This is a genomic window from Rhizobium binxianense (assembly GCF_028994275.1).
Taxonomy (GTDB): Bacteria; Pseudomonadota; Alphaproteobacteria; order Rhizobiales; family Rhizobiaceae; genus Rhizobium; species Rhizobium binxianense.
In genome coordinates this window covers 680,155-700,069 of record NZ_CP118713.1, presented here as the reverse complement: position 1 = coordinate 700,069, position 19,915 = coordinate 680,155, and the positions used below count along the sequence as shown (strand labels likewise).

The 19,915-nt window shown below is 62.9% G+C and carries 15 protein-coding genes and 1 tRNA gene; 8 read left to right on the top strand and 8 right to left on the bottom strand.

What is annotated here, in order from left to right:
• Positions 1-9 precede the first annotated feature (9 nt).
• A complete protein-coding gene (locus tag PO860_RS03370) occupies positions 10-2,985 on the bottom strand; it encodes an NAD(P)-dependent oxidoreductase (RefSeq protein WP_275038142.1) in 2,976 nt (991 codons plus the stop codon).
• Between the two features lie 641 nt (positions 2,986-3,626).
• Here PO860_RS03370 and PO860_RS03365 point away from each other — a divergent pair.
• Positions 3,627-4,829 (top strand): TCR/Tet family MFS transporter, encoded by a 1,203-nt coding sequence (locus PO860_RS03365; protein ID WP_275038141.1) that lies wholly within the window; start codon positions 3,627-3,629, stop codon positions 4,827-4,829.
• Here PO860_RS03365 and PO860_RS03360 read toward each other — a convergent pair.
• The 4 genes from PO860_RS03360 to PO860_RS03345 all read right to left on the bottom strand — a co-directional run bounded on the left by PO860_RS03360 (position 4,821) and on the right by PO860_RS03345 (position 10,479).
• Positions 4,821-5,885: a dipeptidase gene (locus tag PO860_RS03360; RefSeq protein WP_275038140.1), complete on the bottom strand. Its 1,065-nt coding sequence runs from the start codon at positions 5,883-5,885 to the stop codon at positions 4,821-4,823. The genes PO860_RS03365 and PO860_RS03360 overlap by 9 nt on opposite strands.
• 87 nt (positions 5,886-5,972) lie before the next feature.
• The gene (locus tag PO860_RS03355; RefSeq protein ID WP_275038139.1) at positions 5,973-9,368 is read right to left on the bottom strand and encodes an acyl-[ACP]--phospholipid O-acyltransferase; all 3,396 of its coding nucleotides are present in this window, start codon (positions 9,366-9,368) and stop codon (positions 5,973-5,975) included.
• Positions 9,369-9,461: 93 nt separating this feature from the next.
• Positions 9,462-9,743, bottom strand: coding sequence for a YiaA/YiaB family inner membrane protein (locus PO860_RS03350; protein ID WP_003557239.1), 282 nt, complete (start codon positions 9,741-9,743; stop codon positions 9,462-9,464).
• 49 nt (positions 9,744-9,792) lie between these two features.
• The gene (locus PO860_RS03345) at positions 9,793-10,479 is read right to left on the bottom strand and encodes a PspA/IM30 family protein (RefSeq protein WP_275038138.1); all 687 of its coding nucleotides are present in this window, start codon (positions 10,477-10,479) and stop codon (positions 9,793-9,795) included.
• Between the two features lie 111 nt (positions 10,480-10,590).
• Between PO860_RS03345 and PO860_RS03340 the strand changes: the two genes are divergently transcribed.
• The 4 genes from PO860_RS03340 to PO860_RS03325 all read left to right on the top strand — a co-directional run bounded on the left by PO860_RS03340 (position 10,591) and on the right by PO860_RS03325 (position 14,218).
• Entirely contained in the window at positions 10,591-11,199 is a 609-nt protein-coding gene (locus PO860_RS03340) for a TetR/AcrR family transcriptional regulator (RefSeq protein WP_275038137.1), read from the top strand.
• A 414-nt stretch (positions 11,200-11,613) separates the two neighbouring features.
• Positions 11,614-12,393: an SDR family NAD(P)-dependent oxidoreductase gene (locus PO860_RS03335; protein WP_275038136.1), complete on the top strand. Its 780-nt coding sequence runs from the start codon at positions 11,614-11,616 to the stop codon at positions 12,391-12,393.
• 352 nt (positions 12,394-12,745) lie between these two features.
• Positions 12,746-13,423: a HipA family kinase gene (locus PO860_RS03330; protein WP_097619303.1), complete on the top strand. Its 678-nt coding sequence runs from the start codon at positions 12,746-12,748 to the stop codon at positions 13,421-13,423.
• A gap of 3 nt (positions 13,424-13,426) precedes the next feature.
• Positions 13,427-14,218 (top strand): DUF3037 domain-containing protein, encoded by a 792-nt coding sequence (locus PO860_RS03325; protein ID WP_275038135.1) that lies wholly within the window; start codon positions 13,427-13,429, stop codon positions 14,216-14,218.
• Positions 14,219-14,588: 370 nt separating this feature from the next.
• On the opposite strand, the gene PO860_RS03320 is transcribed toward PO860_RS03325, so the two are convergent.
• A tRNA-Gln gene (locus tag PO860_RS03320) sits at positions 14,589-14,662 on the bottom strand.
• Positions 14,663-14,824: 162 nt separating this feature from the next.
• On the opposite strand from PO860_RS03320, the gene PO860_RS03315 reads away from it, so the two are divergent.
• From PO860_RS03315 to PO860_RS03305, 3 genes are read left to right on the top strand one after another with little or no spacing between them, the layout of a single operon-like run.
• Positions 14,825-15,736: an MBL fold metallo-hydrolase gene (locus PO860_RS03315; protein WP_275038134.1), complete on the top strand. Its 912-nt coding sequence runs from the start codon at positions 14,825-14,827 to the stop codon at positions 15,734-15,736.
• Positions 15,737-15,766: 30 nt separating this feature from the next.
• Complete coding sequence (locus PO860_RS03310) at positions 15,767-16,225, top strand: thiol-disulfide oxidoreductase DCC family protein (RefSeq protein WP_275038133.1); 459 nt, start codon at positions 15,767-15,769, stop codon at positions 16,223-16,225.
• Positions 16,222-17,946 carry a saccharopine dehydrogenase family protein gene (locus tag PO860_RS03305; RefSeq protein WP_275038132.1) on the top strand — a complete coding sequence of 575 codons (1,725 nt, stop codon included), beginning with the start codon at positions 16,222-16,224 and terminating at the stop codon, positions 17,944-17,946. Before PO860_RS03310 ends, PO860_RS03305 begins: the two co-directional genes overlap by 4 nt.
• 266 nt (positions 17,947-18,212) lie before the next feature.
• Here the strand turns inward: PO860_RS03305 and PO860_RS03300 are convergent, their stop codons facing one another.
• Positions 18,213-18,770, bottom strand: a complete 558-nt coding sequence (locus tag PO860_RS03300) for a hypothetical protein (RefSeq protein ID WP_275038131.1) — start codon at positions 18,768-18,770, stop codon at positions 18,213-18,215.
• Between the two features lie 6 nt (positions 18,771-18,776).
• Positions 18,777-19,685 (bottom strand): DUF1499 domain-containing protein, encoded by a 909-nt coding sequence (locus PO860_RS03295; protein ID WP_275038130.1) that lies wholly within the window; start codon positions 19,683-19,685, stop codon positions 18,777-18,779.
• Positions 19,686-19,915: the final 230 nt, after the last annotated feature.

Here is a 19,915-nt window from a genome sequence, read left to right as displayed (position 1 = left end):
CGGTGCAGCTCAGCCCCCCGCCGGCCCGTAGAGGCCGAGCTGATCGAGAAGCGCGCGCTGCCTGTCGGCGTTTTCGACGAGAAGGCCGGTGTAGCGTTCGACGATCCGGCCGCGATGAGCCGGGTCGGACACGGCGGAAAGCGCGCCTGATATGGCGGCGATCTTTTCCGAGGCCTGGCGCAATTCTTCCAGAAGCTCTGTCTTGCCGGCGGCCTCCGTGACGACCTGCTTCGTCACCTTGCCGATGCCGGCCGGCGTGCGGCTGCCGGCCGAGATATAGCCCTCCGGCAGGTCGCCCTTGAGATTGACGACGGATTTGAAGCGGATGACGTCGAAGATCTGGTCGACCGCCTGCTTGGCGCCGGTCACCCGCGAGGGGTGGTCGGTGTCGGCGGCGGCGTGCGGCAGCAGCTCCAGTCTGCCCTTGTGGCGCTGTTCGAGCGGCAGGTAGGGCAGCATCGGTCCGCTGAGCGTGCCGGTCGCGGCATCCTTGAACAGATCGGCGTCGATTGCCGCGTGGGCGATCTTGCCGGAGGAAAGCGCTGCGTCGAGCGCATAGGGATCGACGACTTCGCCGCGGTCGTAATTGACCAGCACGGCGCCGTCCTTCATGGCGGAGAGCACTTTCGCATCGACGGTGCCGGCATTGGAATAGAGGCCGGTCGATGCGTCCAGGCGGCCGAGGCCGATATGGACGGAGAGCACGTCGGCGCCGCTTGCCGCTTCGACCGGGCTGGCGGCATAGCCGAAGCCCTCGGCCTCGATCCAGCGCCGGTGGTGCTCGCGGGCGTAGATCGCCACCGTCATGCCGAAGGCCTTGGCGAGCTTGGCGACTTCACGGCCGATATTGCCGTAGCCGAGAACGGCAAGTTTGCGGCCCTCGAGCTTGGCCGTCGGGAAATCCTTGAGCTGACGGCCGGTGTCGAAATCGCCGCCGGCGACCAGCCGGTGCAATCTATCGACCGGCAGGTCGGGAACGACCTTCAGGATCGCCTTCAGCACCATCTGGGCGGTCGCCCGGCTGTTGATCCCGGGCGTGTTCATCAGCGGCGCGTCGCCGCCCTCGCCGTTGCCGCCGCCCCAGGAGGCCGAGCCCATATTGCCGGTGCCGGCGCCGATGCGCACGCCGCCGCGCGGGAAGACCGAGGCCTTCGGGATGAAGGTCGCCGCGGCGATCAGCGCGTCGTACTGGCCCTTGTCGGTCTGCGGCAGGATCTCCGCCTCGGTGCTGAGGTTCGGCTGATAGAAGAAATGGATGCGGCCCTTTTCGAGCCTCGCGCGGTCACTGAGCGGGCCGAGATGGAAGCTGCCGCCTTTTTCCTCGATATAGGCCCTGACCTCGCTGTGGTCAGGCTGGCCGTCGGCGCCGAAGCGCAGGCCGACGAGGTCGGCGATCAGCACCGTATAGGCGTGGTTCGGATCGTCCTTGCGCACGGCGCCATCGGCCTTATCAGGCGCCTCGAAGGTCACGCCGTGCTTGGCGAGTTCCTCTTCGAGAACGACGATCTTGGCGCTGAGATAGGCATATTGCAGATTTTCCAAGAGCGCGACGACATCTTCGGGCTCGCGGATGCCGCCGACCCAGGCGCGGTAGTCGCCGGGTGTGCCCGGGAAGGCGTTGACGTAGCGGGCCGCGTCGAGGCCGGGCTTGTATTCGCCGTTCGGATGGGTGATGCCCTCATAGCCGAGCAGCTGCTTCGAGCGGGCGATGATGCGGGCGTGGATGCCGGCATCGGTGATATCAGCGTCCTCGACCTTCAGAAGCGTCACCGCCGCGCCGCGGCGTTCGGCATCGGCGACTACAAGCGACAGCAGCGGATGCGCCTTGACCCATTCGTCGATCACGGCGCGATTGGCGGCGGAGCGGCGGTTGAGCTCGACGACGGAGCCGACCCTCGCCTCCGACTGCAGCAGGCCGAAGGTGGTCTCGGCAAAGGCGAGTGCGCTGTAGGTGTTGATGACGCCGCCGAGCATGCGGTCTTCGGCCGGATCGTAGAACGGCCCGGCATCGACGGAGCGCTTGGCCGAAAACGGCTGCCTGGGATCGATCGGCGGCGCGATCTTCAGCTGGCGCGGGATCGCCCAGGCCGGATCCTGCTGGTTCTTTTCGATCAGCGCCAAAGCATGCGGCGTGAAGGAGGCGACGAAATAGCCGGAAACCCCGCCGATCGCCTTCTGGAACGGCATGAACAGGCAGCATTTCGCCATCACGGCGCTGACGAGTTCAGGCTCCCAGGGCATGGCGCCGAGCATCGAGGTGGCGTCGAACACCGCATGGCGATTGACCGGATCGCCGTCGAGCCAGGTCAGGAGTTCGCGGACCTCGCCGCTGGTATAGGCATTGGCCCCGGTCGTCTCGTGGCCGACGCCGACGAAGATCGAAACGCCGAGGGCGGCAAGCTCGGCCGCCGTCGGGATCACGCCCTCGGAGGCGGCGAAATGAATGCGGCTCTCGCAACCCTTTTCGGCAAAGCGCTGCATCTCGATCAGCTGTGTGGCCCAGGACTGGCGGAAGAAGCCGGCGGCCTTGGACGGATCGCTCTCCGGCCGCGGCGTATCGACATAGACGTGCTGGCCGGCGTCGTTGGCATTCATCAGGTGCTGAATGCAGACGGTGAAACCGCTGTGGCCGCCGCCGAGCCCCACCGCCATGCGGTTCACCTTGGGAAAGCCGAAATAACGATGGATCGCCCGCATCATGTCGGTCAGGATCTTATCGGCCGGATAGCCGCGATGCATGCTGCGGGAAATCTCGGCCGTGGTGAAGCCGCCGATATCGTTGCCCCGGTCGTCGAACTTGCGATAGGTCTTTTCGATCCAGGCGTCGAAGGCGATGCGCCGCAGGCGGCTGTCCACCTCGTCGGTCGTGGCATCGGTGATCGGCCCGACGCCGAAGAACGGGTTGGACGGCAGTTTCGGCGCACCCGAGGCGGTCTGCCGAAGGGCGGTCAATCGCTGTTCCTGCATTTGTGCGATATCGGTCATTGCCTGCCTGTCTGTTTCCGGAGCTGAAGTTACCGTCATGGTGAAGCGACTGGCCCGCGTCGACAAGCTCATATGCGCCGAACGACAGGCGAAACGCGTCATTGCTATGGCTGCGGTGATGTTCGCGCGTTTGGCAGCAGGCGAGACGCGCCCAAGCCGGCCCCTCATCCGCCTGCCGGCACCTTCTCCCCGTAAACGGGGCGAAGGGGATGTGCCGCACCCTCGCCGTCCCCCACCAGCCCCTCGCAGGGCACGTCCCCTCTCCCCGTTCTTACGGGGGTCCGAAGGACGGGTCGAGACGAGTGGCTCGACCCCGGTAAGGTTAGGGTGAGGGGCAGCCTTTGGGTCCGAGGCCCATTGGCTAGCCGCTCACCCACAAAAACAGGCTTGCCGCAAACCGCCGGCCGGCGTATGTCTTGCCCGTCGCGAAAAGCGACTGCCTTCCTTGATCCGCTCAGTGGCGGAGTAAACAGGTGGACGAATGGTCGTCCAGGTGGTCGAGCACACGCCATCCATGCGCTTTCCGCCATGGTTCGGCCAGCACTCCCAGAAACCAAACGCCTGACCCTGCTCAGGCCTCATCGTGAGCCATCGGCGCGCGTCAACGGCGCTGTCGCGCTCGCGTCGACCCGGAACGCGCCATGACCAGATCCCTTATCGTCATCTTCACCGCCATTGTCCTCGATGCCGTCGGCATCGGCCTCATCTTCCCGATCCTGCCGCAGCTCTTGCAGGACATCACCCATGCCGAAAACGTCGCGCCCACTATCGGCACGCTGACCGCCCTTTACGCGGTGATGCAGTTCATCTTCGCGCCGGTGCTCGGGGCGCTCTCCGACCGGCTCGGCCGGCGGCCGGTGCTGCTGATCTCGCTTGCGGGTGCTGCCGTCAACTACCTGTTGCTGGCCTTTGCGCCCAATCTGCTGCTGCTGTTCGTCGGCCGGGCGATCGCCGGGCTGACCAGCGCCAACATCTCGGTCGCGACCGCCTATATCACCGACATTTCGCCGGAGGAGACGCGCGCCCGCCGCTTCGGCCTCTTCAACGCCATGTTCGGCCTCGGCTTCATCATCGGCCCGGTTCTCGGCGGCGTGCTCGGCGATCACTGGCTGCGGCTGCCTTTCATCGCCGCCGCGGCGCTGAATGGCGCCAACCTGCTGCTCGCCGTCTTCATCCTGCCGGAATCGCGCCCCGGCAGCCGCGAAAGGATCGCGCTGTCGACGCTCAATCCGCTGAAGCCGCTGCGCGCGGTGCTGGAGGTCAAAAGCCTGCTGCCCGTCATCATCCTCTTCTTCATCTTCAGCGCCACCGGCGAGGCCTACGGCACCTGCTGGGCGCTCTGGGGAAGCGATGCCTTCCACTGGAGCGGGCTGTCGATCGGCCTCTCGCTCGGCGCCTTCGGCATCTGCCAGACGCTGGCCCAGGCCTTCCTTCCAGGCCCGGCCGTCAAGCTCTTCGGCGAACGCGGAGCGATCCTGACCGGCGTCGCCGGCGTCTCCATCGCCCTCACCGTCATGGCCTTTGCCGGCCAGAGCTGGATGATCTTTGCGATCATGCCGGTCTTCACGCTCGGCGGCATCGGCGTGCCGGCGCTGCAGTCGCTGGCGACCCGGCAGGTCGACGAGAGAGGCCAAGGCCAGTTCCAGGGCGTGCTGGCCTCGGCTGTCAGCCTCGCCTCCATCGTCGCGCCGCTTGGCTTTTCCAGCGTCTATTTCCTCGTCCGCCAGCAATGGCCGGGCGCCATCTGGCTCTCGGTCGTTGCCGTCTACGCACTCGCCGTGCCGCTGGTGCTCGATCTCAGGCTGAAGACGTCCGATCCGGAGCGCCGCACTGGTTCACGATGACGGGCTGTTCTTCCAGGTCAGGCCGAACACGCGCAGCCAGTTGTCGAAAGCGAATTTCGCCAAGCCCTGTTTGTCGAAGCCGAGGTTGCGCATCGCGTCGAACAGATGCGGCAGGCCGCTGGCGTCCTTGATCGCGCGGGGGATGACCGCGCCGTCGAAATCCGATCCGAGGGCGACCCTGTCTTCGCCGACGCGGTTGACGAGATAGTCGATATGGCGGGCGACGGCCTCGAGCGGGGTATCGTCCTTCAGGTGGCCATCGGCTCTGACGTCGTTGACCGAGAGGTTGAAGCCGATGACGCCGTCGCTATCGCGGATGGCGTCGAGCTGCCTGTCGGTGAGATTTCGCGTCGACGGGCAGATGGCATGGGCGCAGCCATGGGTGACGACGAGCGGGGCGTGGCTCAATGCCGCCACATCCCAGAATCCCTTTTCGTTCAGATGCGAGAGATCGATCATGATTCCCAGCCGATTGCAGGTCCTGACCAGCTCCTTGCCGATCTCGGTCAGTCCGGGACCGGTATCCGGCGACCGCGGATAGGCGAAGGGAACACCGGAGCCGAATATATTCGGGCGGCTCCAGACCGGCCCCAGCGACCGCAAGCCCGCCGCATGCAGCCCATGGAGATAGTCGAATTCGCCATCCACCGCTTCGGCCCCTTCCATATGCAGCACGACGGCAAAGGCCCCCTCGGCTCTGGCGGCGGCGATCTCCTCGACATCAACCGCCATGCGCATCCGACCGTCGGAGCGGCGGATCAAGATTTCCAACGCCAGGCGCTGTGCCTCGATCTGCCGGCGGGCATAGGCCGGATCGACGGTCTCGGCATAGATAACCTCGTAGCCGTTCTCGGTGATGATCAGATCATTTTCCGGCTGGCGCTCCGGCCCCGCATGCAGCGCAAACAACCCGCCGGCCAGGCCGCCCTCGCGCGCCCTCGGCAGATCGAGATGCCCGCTTTCCGACCGCGAGAGAAAGTCCCGGCCGGAGGATGTGTATTCCGCAATGAATTGCACCGCGTCATTGTGCCCGTCGAAGACATCGATTTCGGCCATGTCGGTTTCCTCTCGGAACTATCACCGGCGTCTTGCAACGCGCCGGCAACAATTCCCCGGTTGCGCCTGACGCCCGCCAAGCCACGCCTACGCCGCCTCCCCGGCCTGCACCGCACCCTCCGCCAGCTTGCGCGCCGCGACGAAATCCACCTTGCCGGAGCCGAGCACCGGCACCTTGCCGATATTGACCTCGGCCGGGACCATCATGTCCATGGCGCCCTTGGATTTGGCGAAGGCGAGGAATTCGGCGCGGGTGGCGGTGGGGGCGTCGGTGAGGAGCACCAGCCGCTCGCCCTTCTTGGCGTCGGGCAGCGAGGAGACGACCGACAGCGCGCCCGGCCAGAGTTCGGCGGCGAGCGTCTCGACGGCGGCGAGCGAGATCATTTCGCCGCCGATCTTGGCGAAGCGCTTGGCGCGGCCGCGGATCTTGACGAAGCCGTCCTCGTCGATGGTGACGATGTCGCCGGTATCGTGCCAGCCGTCGACGAGCGGCTCGAGCACGCCGGGCTTTTCGGCGCGGAGATACCCGGCCATGACATTGGCGCCGCGCACATGCAGCCTGCCGCCCTCATCGATGCCGGGCACCGGTTCGAGCTTCCATTCCATGCCCGGCAGGATTTTGCCGACCGTGCCCGACTTGTTGTACATCGGCGTGTTGATGGAAATGACCGGTGCCGTCTCGGTGACGCCGTAACCTTCCAGGATGCGCAGGCCGAATTTTTCCATATAGGTCTGGCGGGTCGAGGCCTTCACCGGCTCCGCGCCGGAGAAGATATAGCGGATCGAGCGGAAATCGTAAGGATGCGCCGTCCTCGCATAGCCGTTGAGGAAGGTGTCGGTGCCGAAGATGATCGTGGCGTTGGAGACATAGATCAGCTCCGGCACGATGCGGTAATGCAGCGGCGAAGGATAGAAATAGACCGGCACGCCCGAGATCAGCGGCAGCACCGTGCCGGCCGTCAGCCCGAAGGAATGGAACACCGGCAGGATGTTGAACACCTTGTCGCCGCTGTGGAAATCGATGCGGGCAGCGGCCTGGGCGGCGTTCGACAGGATATTGCGGTGGGTCAGCACCACGCCCTTCGGCGTGCCCTCGGAGCCCGAGGTGAAGAGGATGACCGCCGGATCATCCGGCTTACGCTTGACCAGCGGCCGCGCCTTGCGGAGAAACCCGAAAATCTTGTCCTTGAGTGAGATTTCGGCCCGGAGATCATCGAGCCAGACGATCGTCACCTGCTTTTCCATCTCCTCGATCACGGCGCCGAGCTTGGCCTGGGTGACGAAGGCGCGCGAGGTCAGCACATGCTTGACTTCGGCGGCCTTGCAGGCGGAGAGGATATTGGCGGCACCGGCGGTGAAGTTCAGCATCGCCGGCACCTTGCCCGCGCTCATCACGCCGAGAAGGGTGGCGGCGGCGCCATTGGCATTCGGCAGCATGACACCGAGGTTCTGTTCCGGGAAGCGGGCGCGGAATTTGGCGCCGAGCACGGCAGCCCCGGTGAGCAGCTTGCCATAGGTCAGCCGGCCGGTGACCGGATCTTCGACGGCGAGCTTGCTCATGCCGAATTCGCCACCTGCCTGAATGACACGGTCGAGCACGGTGGACGAGGTATCGGCGGTCTGGAACAGCAGGTTCGACATCACCTGATAAAGGGCGGCACCCGCCGCGGTGCGGCGCTTGCGGCCTTTCAGTTCCGGCGGCACTTCGAGCTTCACCGGCTCGAGAATGGTGACCTTGACCTTGGGGAACAGCCGGCGGCGGATCTTGCCGTTGTCGAGATAGGAGAGATAGCTCTTCTCCAGCCCGTCGATCTTCACCGGCACGACCATCGAGCCTGTTTTGTCGGCGACCATGGCGGCACCATCATAGACCTTCATCAGCGTGCCGGTCACCGTCAGGCGGCCCTCGGGGAAGATGCCGATCGGGTTGCCGTCCTGCACCACCTTGATCAGCGAGCGCGTCGCCATCGGCTTTGTCGGGTCGAGCGGCAGGAATTTGCACATCTTCAGGAAGGGTCGCACCCACCAGGCCTGGGCGATCTTGTAATCGACGGCAAAGGTGGGCTCTTCCTCGGTGATGGCAAGCGCCAGGGCGCCATCGAGCAGGCTGACATGGTTGAGCGCAATGATCGGCGCGCGGCCGGCCTTCTTGATATTCTCAAGCCCTTCGACCTCGAGGCGCATGAAGGCGCGGAACAGGATCGAGATGAAATCGCGGAAGGGATTGGTCGGCAGCGTCTTCAGCATCAGCCAGGCGACGGCAAAATTGAGGACGCCGAGGCCGATCAGAATCTCAGGAATGGAAGCGCCGAGCTTCTGGACGGCGGCAACCAGGCCGAGGCCGAGGGTGATGAACAGCGCCGACAGCACATTGGCGGCGCCGATGACGCGGGCACGGCGATCCTCATGCGACCAGGTCTGCAGGGCGGCGAAAGTGGGCACGGCGATGAAGGCGCCCGAGATCGCCATGCCGGCGAGATCGATGGCGACGCGGATGGTATTCTCTCCGGCAAAGAAGGTGGCGATCGTCGTTGCATGGCCCACCGAAGCCAAGCCCCAGAGGTTCCAGGCGAGATCGAGGCTGAAGAGGCCAAGCAGCGCCGTGCCGACAGGGGCCGGCAGCAGCACGATGCGGCCGGAGGACATCCAGGCGGCAATCGCCGAACCGACGGCAACGGCGATGGCAAAGACAGTGAGATAGGCCGGCACGACGAGCTCGGAGCCGCCGAGCAGCTCGGTCACCATGGTCGGCAGGATGGAGAGCACGAAGGCGCCGACCAGCCAGAACCAGCAGTTCATCAGCGCCGAACGCCACAGCCGCTTATCCTCGCGGATTTCCATGACGAGGTTGTAGCTGGAGCGGATGACGTTCCGGTCGATTTCGAGATCGGGCGCCTTGGAGCCGGTGGCCGGGATCATGCGGGCTGAAAGCCAGCAGAGCACCGAAAGCCCCATCATCATCGTGCCGAAGATCAGCACATTGTCCCCGCCGGAAAAGGCGAATGCCGCGATGATCGTGCCGCCGAGAATGGCGATGAAGGTGCCGCCTTCGATCCAGGCATTGGCCTTCGGCAGATCGCGGCGTTCGAGATGATCGGGCAGGATGCCGTATTTGATCGGCCCGAACAGCGCCGAGACGACGCCGAAGCCGAAAAGGGCCGCCATCAGCACAAAGATGGACGAAAAGGCAAGACCGACGACTGCCAGGGCAGCGACCGCGATCTCGCAGCGTTTCAACAGCTCGGCAATTTTCGCCTTGTCGTGCTTGTCGGCGAGTTCGCCGCCAAGGGCCGAGAGCAGCAGGAAGGGCACGATGAGGATGACGCCGGCGAGCGTCACCAGGGCGGCACCTTCACTGGCCGACATCTTGAAGAGAATGAGGAACACCAGGGTGTTCTTGAGGAAATTGTCGTTGAAGGCCGTCAGGAACTGGGTCCAGAACAGCGGCGCGAATTTCCTGGAGGTCATCAGATTGTGTTGCACGGGCTCGTCCTTCTTTCGACTGGCAGAGAAGGCCACAGAGTTGTTACGCAAAAGTTGAATGCGGTAACAACTCTGCGCTGTGGTTAACCAAGATCAATCTTCATCGTTACGATTGAACTTGACCAGGAGTTTCTCGGTGCGGGCATCCTCGACCTTGCGGATCAGCTTCTCGGATTCGGCATTGTCGCGCAGCGTCTTGGTGATATTCACCGTGGTCTGCACCAGCATCAGAATGCCCATGGCGAGATAGCCTTTGCCCCAGAGATCGAGCGGCATCATGTAGAGGCCAAGCGCCAGCATGAAGGCGGCCGAGCCGAAGGAGATGTAGGAGAAGCTGACCCAGCTTGAGGAATGTTTCTGGAAACTGTCGTTCATATCAGTAATCCTTGATGTTCGATGGATGAATGGTTGGGTGGATGCGATTTCAGGCGGCAGGCGTGATGCGGCTCTTCAGCCGCGCCAGCACATCATCGGCGGATGAGCGCAGCGGCGCGCCGAAGCCGGCATTGGCAAGCTTTTCGATGATGCCGGCCGGGCGGATGGCGCCTTCCATGTCCTTCAGGGCGGCGGCCGTCAGTTCATTCTGGCTCTGGCGCAGGCGAAGGCGCGCCAGGGTCTCCTCGGCATCGTCGAGCGTGGCAAAGCCTGGGCTGCTGACTGCGACATCGAGCTTCTGCGCCTCTTGCGTGGCACGCGCCAGCCGCTCGCCGCGCTGCAGCTCCTGCAGCCGCGCTTCGGAGGCGCGGACGATGCCCTTCAGCTTGTCGATCGCCTGGGTGAACTGGGCTTGCGCCTTTTCCGATGCATCGCGCTCGGCTTCGAGATAGGCGATCGCCTCGGCCGCCTCGCGGGCCAGGCCCTCATTGCCCTTGGTCAGCGCCGCCGAAGCGCGGTTCTCGAGATCGGCGATGCGGGCAACGATCGCCCCGTGCTGCACCCTCTCCTGTTCGTTCTGGGCGATGGCGACCGCGACACTGCGGCGCGCCGACTGGATCGACTGGGCGGCATCGCGGATCTGCTGGGAAAGCAGCGGCACCGCGTGGCAGTCGGCAAAAGCCTGCTCGGCATCATGCGCCCTGCCCCGCAACAAAATGGAAATCAGTTTGAACATTTCCTTCCTCCGGTTTATGAACGTTGTTCACGAGATGACTTATGCCAGAATCATGAACGTCGTTCAAGATAAATTTTGAACGACGTTCAAAAAATCGAAGTGGAATGGTTAATGGCCGGTAGGCGAGAAGAAAAACGCGAAGACCTGAAGGCGCGGCTGATCGAGGCGGCGCGCGAGCGGATCGCCAGGGACGGGCTCACCAATCTCAGAGCCCGCGACATCACCCAGGATGCCGGCTGCGCGCTTGGCGGCCTCTATACGGTCTTTTCAGACCTCGCCGAGCTCGTCATCCACGTCAACTCCGCCACGCTGAAGGCGCTGGAGGCGAGGCTCACCTTGCCCGAAACCAAGGACCGCCCGCCGACCGACCGGCTGCGCAACCTGGCGCAGGGTTACTTAAGCTTCGCCGTCGAGCACCGGAACCTCTGGAAGGCGCTGTTTGAGCACTTCCCGCCGGAATCGAGCCCGACGCCGCAATGGCATCTTGACGAGCACCTCTTCCTGATGGACGTGATCGCCGAACCGCTGGCCGAACTGCAGCCCGACATGCCCCCCGAAGACCGCGCCATCCGCGCCCGCACGCTGTTCGGCGCAGTGCACGGCGTCGTCAGCATCAGCCTCGAAGGCCGCTTCGTCGGCTTGCCGCTGGAGCGGCTGGCGCGAGAGGTGGATGAGCTGGTGCAGACGATTGCGGCGGGGGCAGAGCGGCGGAGGGGGTGATGGGGGGCGGCGTTGGGTGGAGTGAGGGGCGGAGGCAACAAACCGTGGTTTGGCCGCCGCATCACCACACACTCCGTCATCCCAGGCCTTGAGCCTGGGATCCATGGCGCCGCCGTTTTTCGCCGAGCCCCACCACCTCCTCCGTCATCCTCGGGCTTGACCCGAGGATCCATGCCCCGAGCATTGTGCTCGCCGTCGACAGACGGAGCGGCAGGGGGCATCCTATGCGTGAACTCATGTACGTCGAGTGCTGCGTATGGATCCTCGGGTCAAGCCCGAGGATGACGGAGTAGGTGGGAACCAATCTGCAAAACCGCACCCACTCGCTGGCCGACTTGTCCACGATCCCACCTTGACCCGACCATCCCTACCCAAGCACTCTGTGCCCTCCACGCCACCGTGAAAGGACACCCCATGAGCCGCATTTTCATCACCGGTTCCACCGATGGCCTCGGCCTTGCCGCCGCCCGCACGCTGATGAAGGAGGGCCACGACGTCGTGCTGCATGCCCGCTCCCGCGAGCGCGCCTCCGCCCTCGCCGAGATTTCGGCTGCGGCACTCGGCATCGTCATCGGCGATCTCGCCAGCGCCACGGAAACGCGCTCGATCGCCGAGCAGGTCAACGCCATCGGCCGCATGGACGCCGTCATCCACAATGCCGGCATCTACCTCGAGCGGAGCCGCGGCGAAACGCCTGATGGTCACGCCAAGACGCTGGCGGTCAATGTGCTTGCCCCCTACCTTCTCACCGCCTGGATCACGCGCCCCGATCGCCTGGTCTATCTCAGCAGCGGCATGCACCGCAGCGGCAGCAGCGCCCTTGACGATATCGACTGGAAGAAGCGGCCGTGGAACGCAAGCCAGGCCTATTCGGAAAGCAAGCTCTATATCGCCACCCTCGCCGCCGCCATCGCCCGCCATTGGCCGGATGTTCTCAGCAACGCGGTGGATCCCGGCTGGGTGCCGACCAAGATGGGCGGCGCCGGGGCCCCCGATGACCTCGAAATGGGGCATCTTACGCAGACATGGCTTGCGGCAAGCGATGCAGAAGCGGCGAAGGTCAGCGGTGGTTATTGGTATCATCGGCAGCGGCGGGAGGCGGCGGCGGAGGTTAGCGATCTTGGGTTTCAGGATGCGCTGGGGGGGAAGCTTGCCGGGTTGACTGGCGTTCGGCTGTTTGATGAGCGCGGGTAGGACCGGGCGATTAGAGGGCGCTGCCGCGTAACCGCTCGATGTTTGGCAACTGAGTGAACACAAACTACGTGGCCAAGGCCGATGACCGCTATAAGGGCGTCCCGAGGACGAGAAGCGGCTCAAGCAGAAGGCAGCTTTCAATTCTCTTCAGCATGCGGTTGCACTCGCCGCTTGCAACGGTAAAGTGATCGAAATCAAAGATCGAAAATCGGGGTACTAAGTGCTAGCCTGCGGCAATCTAGTCTGCCCAACAGAGATCACGCGAGAAATACAACATTTCACTTCAAGTACCAGCCCTGCGCGTGTTGCCACAGACGTAGGCGATGGGTTCATCAAATCGCTGGGAAACCCTATGGGAAATGCTGCTCTGATCTCGGAGTTGGTCGCGGCAGAGTTGGCAGTTTGGTTTGGACTAGCCGTACCTCCATTCGCGGTTGTTCATCAATGCGATATCGAGATCATTATGCGCAAGAACGGGAGGCCGATGGTCGCCCCGCTGTTTTTCTCCTCAGCAGTTGAGGGGACACCAAGGGATGGAACTGACGTGTTCCTGCGACGTCTTCGAGATAAGGACAGCGTATCAAGACTCGTCGTTTTCGATACTTGGATTAGAAACTGGGACCGTTACTACGGCGAGGATGCAAATTCGGATAACCTGTTGTACTCGCAGGCCTCCGTGCATAAGTATGATCTGGTGCCGATCGACCATTCGAACTGCTTTATCGGCGGCGATCCAACATTTCCCGATGGTCCCGCGCCAAACCATTGGATTGAAGACGCCGGCGTCTATGGCAAGTTTCCCGAGTTTGATGACTTTATCACCGCCGATGGCATTACGGGAACGCTCGACAAGCTGAAGACGTTGGATCGAAACTTCGTGACTGAAGTTGTTAACTCTGTGCCACTAGCTTGGGAGTTGGGGCCGTTAGCTCGTGTGGGATTGATCGACTTCATCTGCGCCCGCGCCACGTTCGTTGTAGACACCTTGGCGCCAAAACTGATAGACGAACCGCCGTTGCCGGGATTTTGAGCGATGAAAGAAAAGCAAGGATACTTCTCAATTATCCAGTATTCGGAGCATCCTGAACGCGCAGAATACATCAACATTGGTGTGGTCTTGTTCGCGGCAGAGGCACCGAGTGTTTTTTGCAAGTTCGGTGAGCGTCCAAAGCGGATCAAATCGGCGTTCAACGTAAACCCCGGTGTTCATTTCGAGCTTCTTCAGAACTCGCTGTATAGCAGGCTTTTTTCTGAATTTGGAAATGGCTGGAGAAGAGAAGATATCGAGAGGTTCATCTCGCAACGGTCTGGCAAAATAAGACTCTTTCCGTTGCGCTCGGTTCTCGTCAGCGATGCCAGAGTTGACTTGAACAGGATATTTTCCGAACTTGTAGGCGATATATCTTCTAAGCCTCGCAAGCAGCGCGCTAACGCCAAGCTCGCTAGCAAACTGAAAGAGTTTGGTGTCGATGCCCTGCTTGAAAGGCCAGAACCTGTATTCCTAGAAGGAGGGATCAAAATTGAAGCGCCGTTCGGTTACCAGAACGGGTCATTCAATCTCCTTCAAGGTCTATCGCTGGGTGACGAGCCAGACAAGGCGCTTAGCAAAGCAAGCCCAGCAATGATTGAGGGGAGTTTGCTATTCAGTCAGACGCTGCAAGAGAAACGTCTCGTAGTAGTGGCCGACGATGCCGAGGTCCATGAGGAGAGTTTTATATCGCTCCTTAGTTCTCAAATGGAGCAGCACAAAGTCCACTTCTACACGATGGCCGATTTACAGCCTCTCGTTACGGATATTAGGACAAATTACGCCCTTCATCATTGATGAGGGTAGCGCTATGACGGCATGGCTCTTGTGTCGACCGGGCTAGCAAGTGCTACTGCAAACTATTACAGCGGGAGCCATTGGCGGAATGTCAAACAACTGAAGCTGCATAACAATTTGTGCGCCTCGACCTCAGTATGGGGCACCAGTCTGGTTTGGCGTGGACACCATCAGATATTGGCGGCCGCCGTTTTAGGTTGCTCGTAGCCGCGGACTTCAATGAAAAGCAATTTCCCTTAGCAGCAGCTCGGCCTGAGCAAGCACCGTCTGCACGGCCTCCTGCTCCAAGTCTGGCGGAACTGTAGTCTTCGAATTATACGATGCGGTCATGAGAGCGCAAAGATCAGGAATAAAAGCGTAAAAATTAGCGTGGCTGGGGCGCCTGGATTCGAACCAGGGATGACGGTACCAAAAACCGTTGCCTTACCGCTTGGCGACGCCCCACCAGAGCTTGAGCGGAAACCGCTTGCTCAAATCGACGCCTGATTAGCAAAGCTCTTCGCCTGTCACAATGACTAAGTTTAACCCGGCGCAGATTTATGCGCTGCGCCGTGCCGGCAGTCGTGCTAGGAAGTGGCGACGTCATCGGCCCGAGATCATTCCTTCATGGACAGTCCCGCATTCGACCTCGCTTTCGAGCCGGCCTATGGGCAGGCCGTGCCGGTTGTTTCAGGGGTCGAGCGGGTTACAGTGAACAATCCCGGGCCTTTCACCTTTTTCGGCACCAACAGCTATATCGTCGGCGCTTCCTCCGTCGCGGTCATCGATCCCGGCCCGGAGGACGAGGCGCATTATCAAGCGCTGATGGCAGCGCTTGGCGGTCGCGCGGTGACGCATATCTTCGTCAGCCACACGCATCGCGATCACTCGCCGCTGGCCAGGCGGCTGCAGGCGGCAACGGGGGCGGTGACGGTGGGGCAAGGGCCGCACCGGCCGGCGCGGCCGCTGCGCGAGGGCGAGATCAATCCCTTTTCCGAAAGCTCGGATCTATCCTTCGTGCCCGATATCGCGCTCAGTGACGGCCAGACCCTATCGGGCGACGGCTGGTCGCTGACGGCGGTGCTGACGCCGGGGCATACGGCCAATCATGCCGCCTTCGCGCTCGCGGGCCGCGACATCCTCTTCTCAGGCGATCACGTCATGGCCTGGTCGACCTCGATCGTCGCGCCGCCGGATGGCTCGATGGCGGATTACATGGCCTCGCTCGAGCGGCTGATGGAGCGCCAGGATCGGCTGCTGCTGCCCGGCCACGGCGGGCCGGTGACGGAACCCTCGACTTTCCTCAGGGCGCTGAAGGCGCACCGGCTGAAGCGCGAGCAGGCGGTGCTGGCGTGCGTCCAGGCGGGCGACCAGCGGATTGCCGAGATGGTGAAGGTGATCTATCGCGATACCGATCCGAAGCTGCATGGGGCGGCCGCCCTTTCCGTGCTCGCCCATATCGAGCATCTCATGGAGCGCGGCGAGATCGCGGCGGACGGGCCGCCTTCGCTTGCCGCCCTCTACCGGCCGGCGGCATGAATATGAGGGTGGGGTCATGAGGATGGGGACATGACGATGAATCCGCAAGCCGATTACAGCTATCGCAGCGATGCCGATGTGCCCGAATTTGCCGATGACCGGCCGCTGATCGTCTTCGATGGCGAATGCGTATTCTGCTCCGGCTGGGTGAAATTCGCACTGAAACATGACAAGCGGCAGCGATACCGCTTCCTCGCGGCGCAGACGCCGCTCGGCGAAGCGCTCTATCGGCATTACGGGCTGCACGCGCGCGACTACGAGACCAATATCCTGATCGAAAACGGCCGCGCCTTCTTCAAGTCCGACGGCTCGATCCGCATGGTGGCGGGTCTCGGCTTTCCCTATTCGCTGGTCAAGCTCTTCCGGCTGCTGCCGCGGCGGGCGGCCGATGCGCTCTATGAATTCATCGCCCGCAACCGGCTGAAGATTGCCGGGCGGCAAAGCTGCATGGTGCCGACGCCCGAGCAGCGAAGCCGCTTCATCACATGAGCGAGGACCGGTTTTGCCTGCTCATCATCGGCGGTTACGGCACGTTTGGCGGGCGGCTTGCCCGGCTGCTTGGCGATCAACCCAGGCTCAGGCTGCTGGTTGCCGGGCGCTCGCTTGAAAAGGCTGACGATTTCGTTGCCGATCTGCGGACGCCGAAAGATGGAGCCGAGGGCCTGGGAAGCAACAATCTCGGCGCGATGGTGCAGGCCGTCAGCTTCGACCGAGACGGCGATCTCACCGAACAGCTGACGCGGCTGAGGCCTCATCTCGTCGTCGATGCCTCGGGGCCGTTTCAGACCTTCGGAGAGGATGCCTATAAGGTCGCCGAGGCCTGCATCGATCTGAGCATCGATTATGCCGATATTGCCGACAGCACCGGTTTTGTCGCCGGCATCGGTGGGCTCGATGCGGCAGCCAAGGCCAAGGGCACCTTCGCGCTTTCGGGGCTCAGCAGCCTGCCCGCCCTCTCCTTTGCAGCACTTAATGCGATGGCGCCGCATTTCTCCCGGATCGAAACGGTCGCGGCCGGCATTGCCCCGTCGGCGCATGTGCGGATCGGGCTGAATGTCGTGAGAGCGATCGCGACCTATGCCGGCAAGAAGATCACCGTTCGGCGCGATGGGCAGCCGGCCGCCGGGCGCGGGCTGATCGATTCGATGCGGGTGACGGTGGCGCCACCGGGGGTTAAGCCGCTGCGCAGCCGGAAATTCCTGCTGGTGGATGCGCCGGATCTGGCGCTGCTGCCGGCCCGTTTTGCCGATCTCAAATCCAGTTTCACCGGGGTCGGAACGGAGCCGCAGCCGTTGCAGCATTTGCTCAGCCTTGTGGCCAGGCTCGTCCACCTCCGGCTGCTGCCATCGCTGCTGCCGTTTGCGCGGCCGCTGCAGCGCGCCAGCCATGCTTTCGCGATCGGCGAACATCGCGGCGGCATGTTCGTCCGCATCAGTGGCGTCGATCACGCGGGAAAGCGGCTGTCCTGCGGCTGGCATCTGATTGCCGAAGGGGATGACGGGCCGTTCATTCCCATCATCGGCGTCGACGCGCTGGTGCGCCGGCTGCTCATCGGCACGCGGCCGGAGAATGGCGCGCGGCCGGCGGCGGGGGAATTGCAGCTTGCGGATTTCGAAGCGGCCTTCCGGCGTTTTCAGATCACATCCGGCATCCGGATGGAACACGAGGCGGCGCCCCTGCCGCTCTACCGGGGGATTCTCGGCAGCGCCTGGGAGCGGCTGCCGCCCGCCATATCAGCCCTGCACGCCGGCGGCGCGCGCGTCGCCTCCGGCCGGGCGCGGATCGAGCGCGGCGGCGGGCTGCTGGCCAGGATCGTCGCCGGGGTGATCGGCTTTCCCAAGGCGGGCGAGGATGTGCCGGTCACGGTGCGCTTCGTAACCGATGGCGACAGGGAGATCTGGACCCGGGATTTCGGCGGCACGGTCTTCCGCAGCTTCCAGGTCGAGGGCAAGGGCCGCGACCGGCATCTGCTCACCGAGGTCTTCGGGCCGTTCCGGGTGCTGATGGCGCTGGTGCCGGATGGGGAGAAATTGCGGCTGGTCGTGCGCGGCTGGCGGTTTTGCGGGATTCCGCTGCCGATGTTTCTGGCGCCGGGTGGCGATACCTATGAGGAGGAGCGTGATGGGCGGTTCCACTTTCACGTGGAGATCGGTGGGCGGCTGACGGGGTTGGTGGTGCGGTATACGGGGTGGTTGGTGGTGGAGGGGTGAGTGGATCTCTGCCTTCGCGGATGGCTGCCCCTCACCCTAACCCTCTCCCCGCTCGCGGGGCGAGGGGACGTGCCCTGCGATAGGTAGCGAGGAACGGAGAGGTTGCGGCGATTCCCCTTCGCCCCGTTTACGGGGGTCCGAAGGACGGGTCGAGACCCGTGGCTCGACCCCGGTCGGTGCCGGCAGGCGGATGAGGGGCGGGTCGGCGCGCCGTAATACCCCCTCTGCCCTGCCGGGCATCAGAGGTGAGAGGCCACATCTGCTGGTCAACTAACATAAAGCTTATTCAAGGGATGGGGCTCGGTCGTGTATTCCATCGAGAGAATTGAGATTGTCAAACTGCGCAATAGCTGAACATCAACCTCACATCTCTCAGGAACGTAGATATAAATATCATCCGGCCTTTTATCGGCAGCTACACTTATGCCGCCGCGCTTTCTAACGGCGAACGTATGAATGACTGAATTTTTAACATCGGGCTGAATCTGCAGTGCGCATTTCACAACCCGATCAAACTTTAAAAAGTCATCCGGAACATGGAGAGAAAAGATCTTTCCCATCGGAGAAAAATCCAAAAAGTGGCAGCCGGCGACAAATTTTAGATAAGTCTCATCTGAAAGAGTTTGGACGAAACCGAATTCATCAAGGGTCTCCTGGTCAGACACACTCAGAAAATCGACATCGCTTCCCACAGTAGCCCCTCTCCTCTTGATGCGGTGTAAGTGCGCCGAGTTTGCCGCACCGTATCCCGGCCCTTCGCTTGGGCTCAGGGCGTTCGCAACTGCAATCGATTCGCCGGATCGATTGCTGGCGCTTTGCGCCACCGTTGCTCACCCACCCGCAATTCCCAACAGCTCGGCATCCAGCGCCTTCAGATAATCGCCGGCGATTTCGGCGCTGAAGCCGAGGTCGTGTTGGCCGTAGCGGGAGGCGACGCGGATGTCGACGAAGGTGGTTTCGGCCTCTTCGCGCAGGCGGATCAATATATCGAAGCGCAGGCCGAGGATCAGCGTGCGGTTGGTCGCCTGCAGCGTCACGCCATTGGCGCCGCGGATCAGCTTGGCGACATCGTCGTCATAGGGGCGCGGCGTCGGCACGGGGATGATGCCGGGCGCATCGGCAACAGCGTCATCGCCGGGCTGAGGTTTTGCCGGTTTGTCCTCGGGGTCGCGGTCCGGTTCGGTGGTGCCTGTTGTCTTGACGATCGTGAAGCCGCTCTGCTTGGCGACCTTGCGCACCGCTTCCAGCACGCGGTCGAGCGCGCCCTCATAACGCCGGCCGGTGAGTTCGGGATAGGCTGATATCTGTTTTTCGCGATCCTCGGGCGTCACCTCAATGTTGCGCTTCAGCCAGATCTGATCGGCGTGCGGCGGCGACAGCCAGTCCGGAGCCGAGGCCGGATCGGTGGAGACGTCGTGAATGTCAGGCAGCGTCATGTAACGCTCGGCGGCAAGGGCGCCGAGGCCAAGCGGAAAGGCGGCATAGATCAGGGCGGCGAGCGCCGCCAGCCCGCCTTCGGCGCCCGTCACCCAGAGGCTGCGCAGCCCGAGCGCGGCAAGCAAGGCGGCCAGCAGCGCGCAGCCGGCGGCGGCAATCAGCAGCAGCACGAGATAGGGGGTGGCGAGGCCGCCGAAACGATGGGCGATCAGCACCGCCAGCGCCAGCACCAGGGAAAACGCCCCGAGCAGCCGCGAAAAGCGGGCGGCGTTGGAAACGGGGCGGTCGAAGCGGATGGCCATCAAACTTACCGGTTGCTCGTCAGCGCCCGCGCGTTCGACCACGCAAATCGCCATAACCCTGTTTAGAGCATGATGCCGAAAAGTGTGAAGCGGTTTTCGGACGAGATCATGCTCTATTCTTGGATTTCGATCCGGATGAATTGAAACTGTTGTCTCGGAATATCCGATGAATTCACGGGCGGAGGCGCCGCCTCCTTCATGAGTCCTTGCTGATATGTCAAAAAGGGGTC

Coding starts and splice junctions, on each gene's coding strand:
- PO860_RS03370 (WP_275038142.1), bottom strand. CDS start 2,985: ATGACCGATATCGCACAAATGCAGGAACAGCGATTGACCGCCCTTCGG.
- PO860_RS03365 (WP_275038141.1), top strand. CDS start 3,627: ATGACCAGATCCCTTATCGTCATCTTCACCGCCATTGTCCTCGATGCC.
- PO860_RS03360 (WP_275038140.1), bottom strand. CDS start 5,885: ATGGCCGAAATCGATGTCTTCGACGGGCACAATGACGCGGTGCAATTC.
- PO860_RS03350 (WP_003557239.1), bottom strand. CDS start 9,743: ATGAACGACAGTTTCCAGAAACATTCCTCAAGCTGGGTCAGCTTCTCC.
- PO860_RS03345 (WP_275038138.1), bottom strand. CDS start 10,479: ATGTTCAAACTGATTTCCATTTTGTTGCGGGGCAGGGCGCATGATGCC.
- PO860_RS03340 (WP_275038137.1), top strand. CDS start 10,591: ATGGCCGGTAGGCGAGAAGAAAAACGCGAAGACCTGAAGGCGCGGCTG.
- PO860_RS03335 (WP_275038136.1), top strand. CDS start 11,614: ATGAGCCGCATTTTCATCACCGGTTCCACCGATGGCCTCGGCCTTGCC.
- PO860_RS03330 (WP_097619303.1), top strand. CDS start 12,746: ATGGGAAATGCTGCTCTGATCTCGGAGTTGGTCGCGGCAGAGTTGGCA.
- PO860_RS03325 (WP_275038135.1), top strand. CDS start 13,427: ATGAAAGAAAAGCAAGGATACTTCTCAATTATCCAGTATTCGGAGCAT.
- PO860_RS03315 (WP_275038134.1), top strand. CDS start 14,825: ATGGACAGTCCCGCATTCGACCTCGCTTTCGAGCCGGCCTATGGGCAG.
- PO860_RS03310 (WP_275038133.1), top strand. CDS start 15,767: ATGACGATGAATCCGCAAGCCGATTACAGCTATCGCAGCGATGCCGAT.
- PO860_RS03305 (WP_275038132.1), top strand. CDS start 16,222: ATGAGCGAGGACCGGTTTTGCCTGCTCATCATCGGCGGTTACGGCACG.
- PO860_RS03295 (WP_275038130.1), bottom strand. CDS start 19,685: ATGGCCATCCGCTTCGACCGCCCCGTTTCCAACGCCGCCCGCTTTTCG.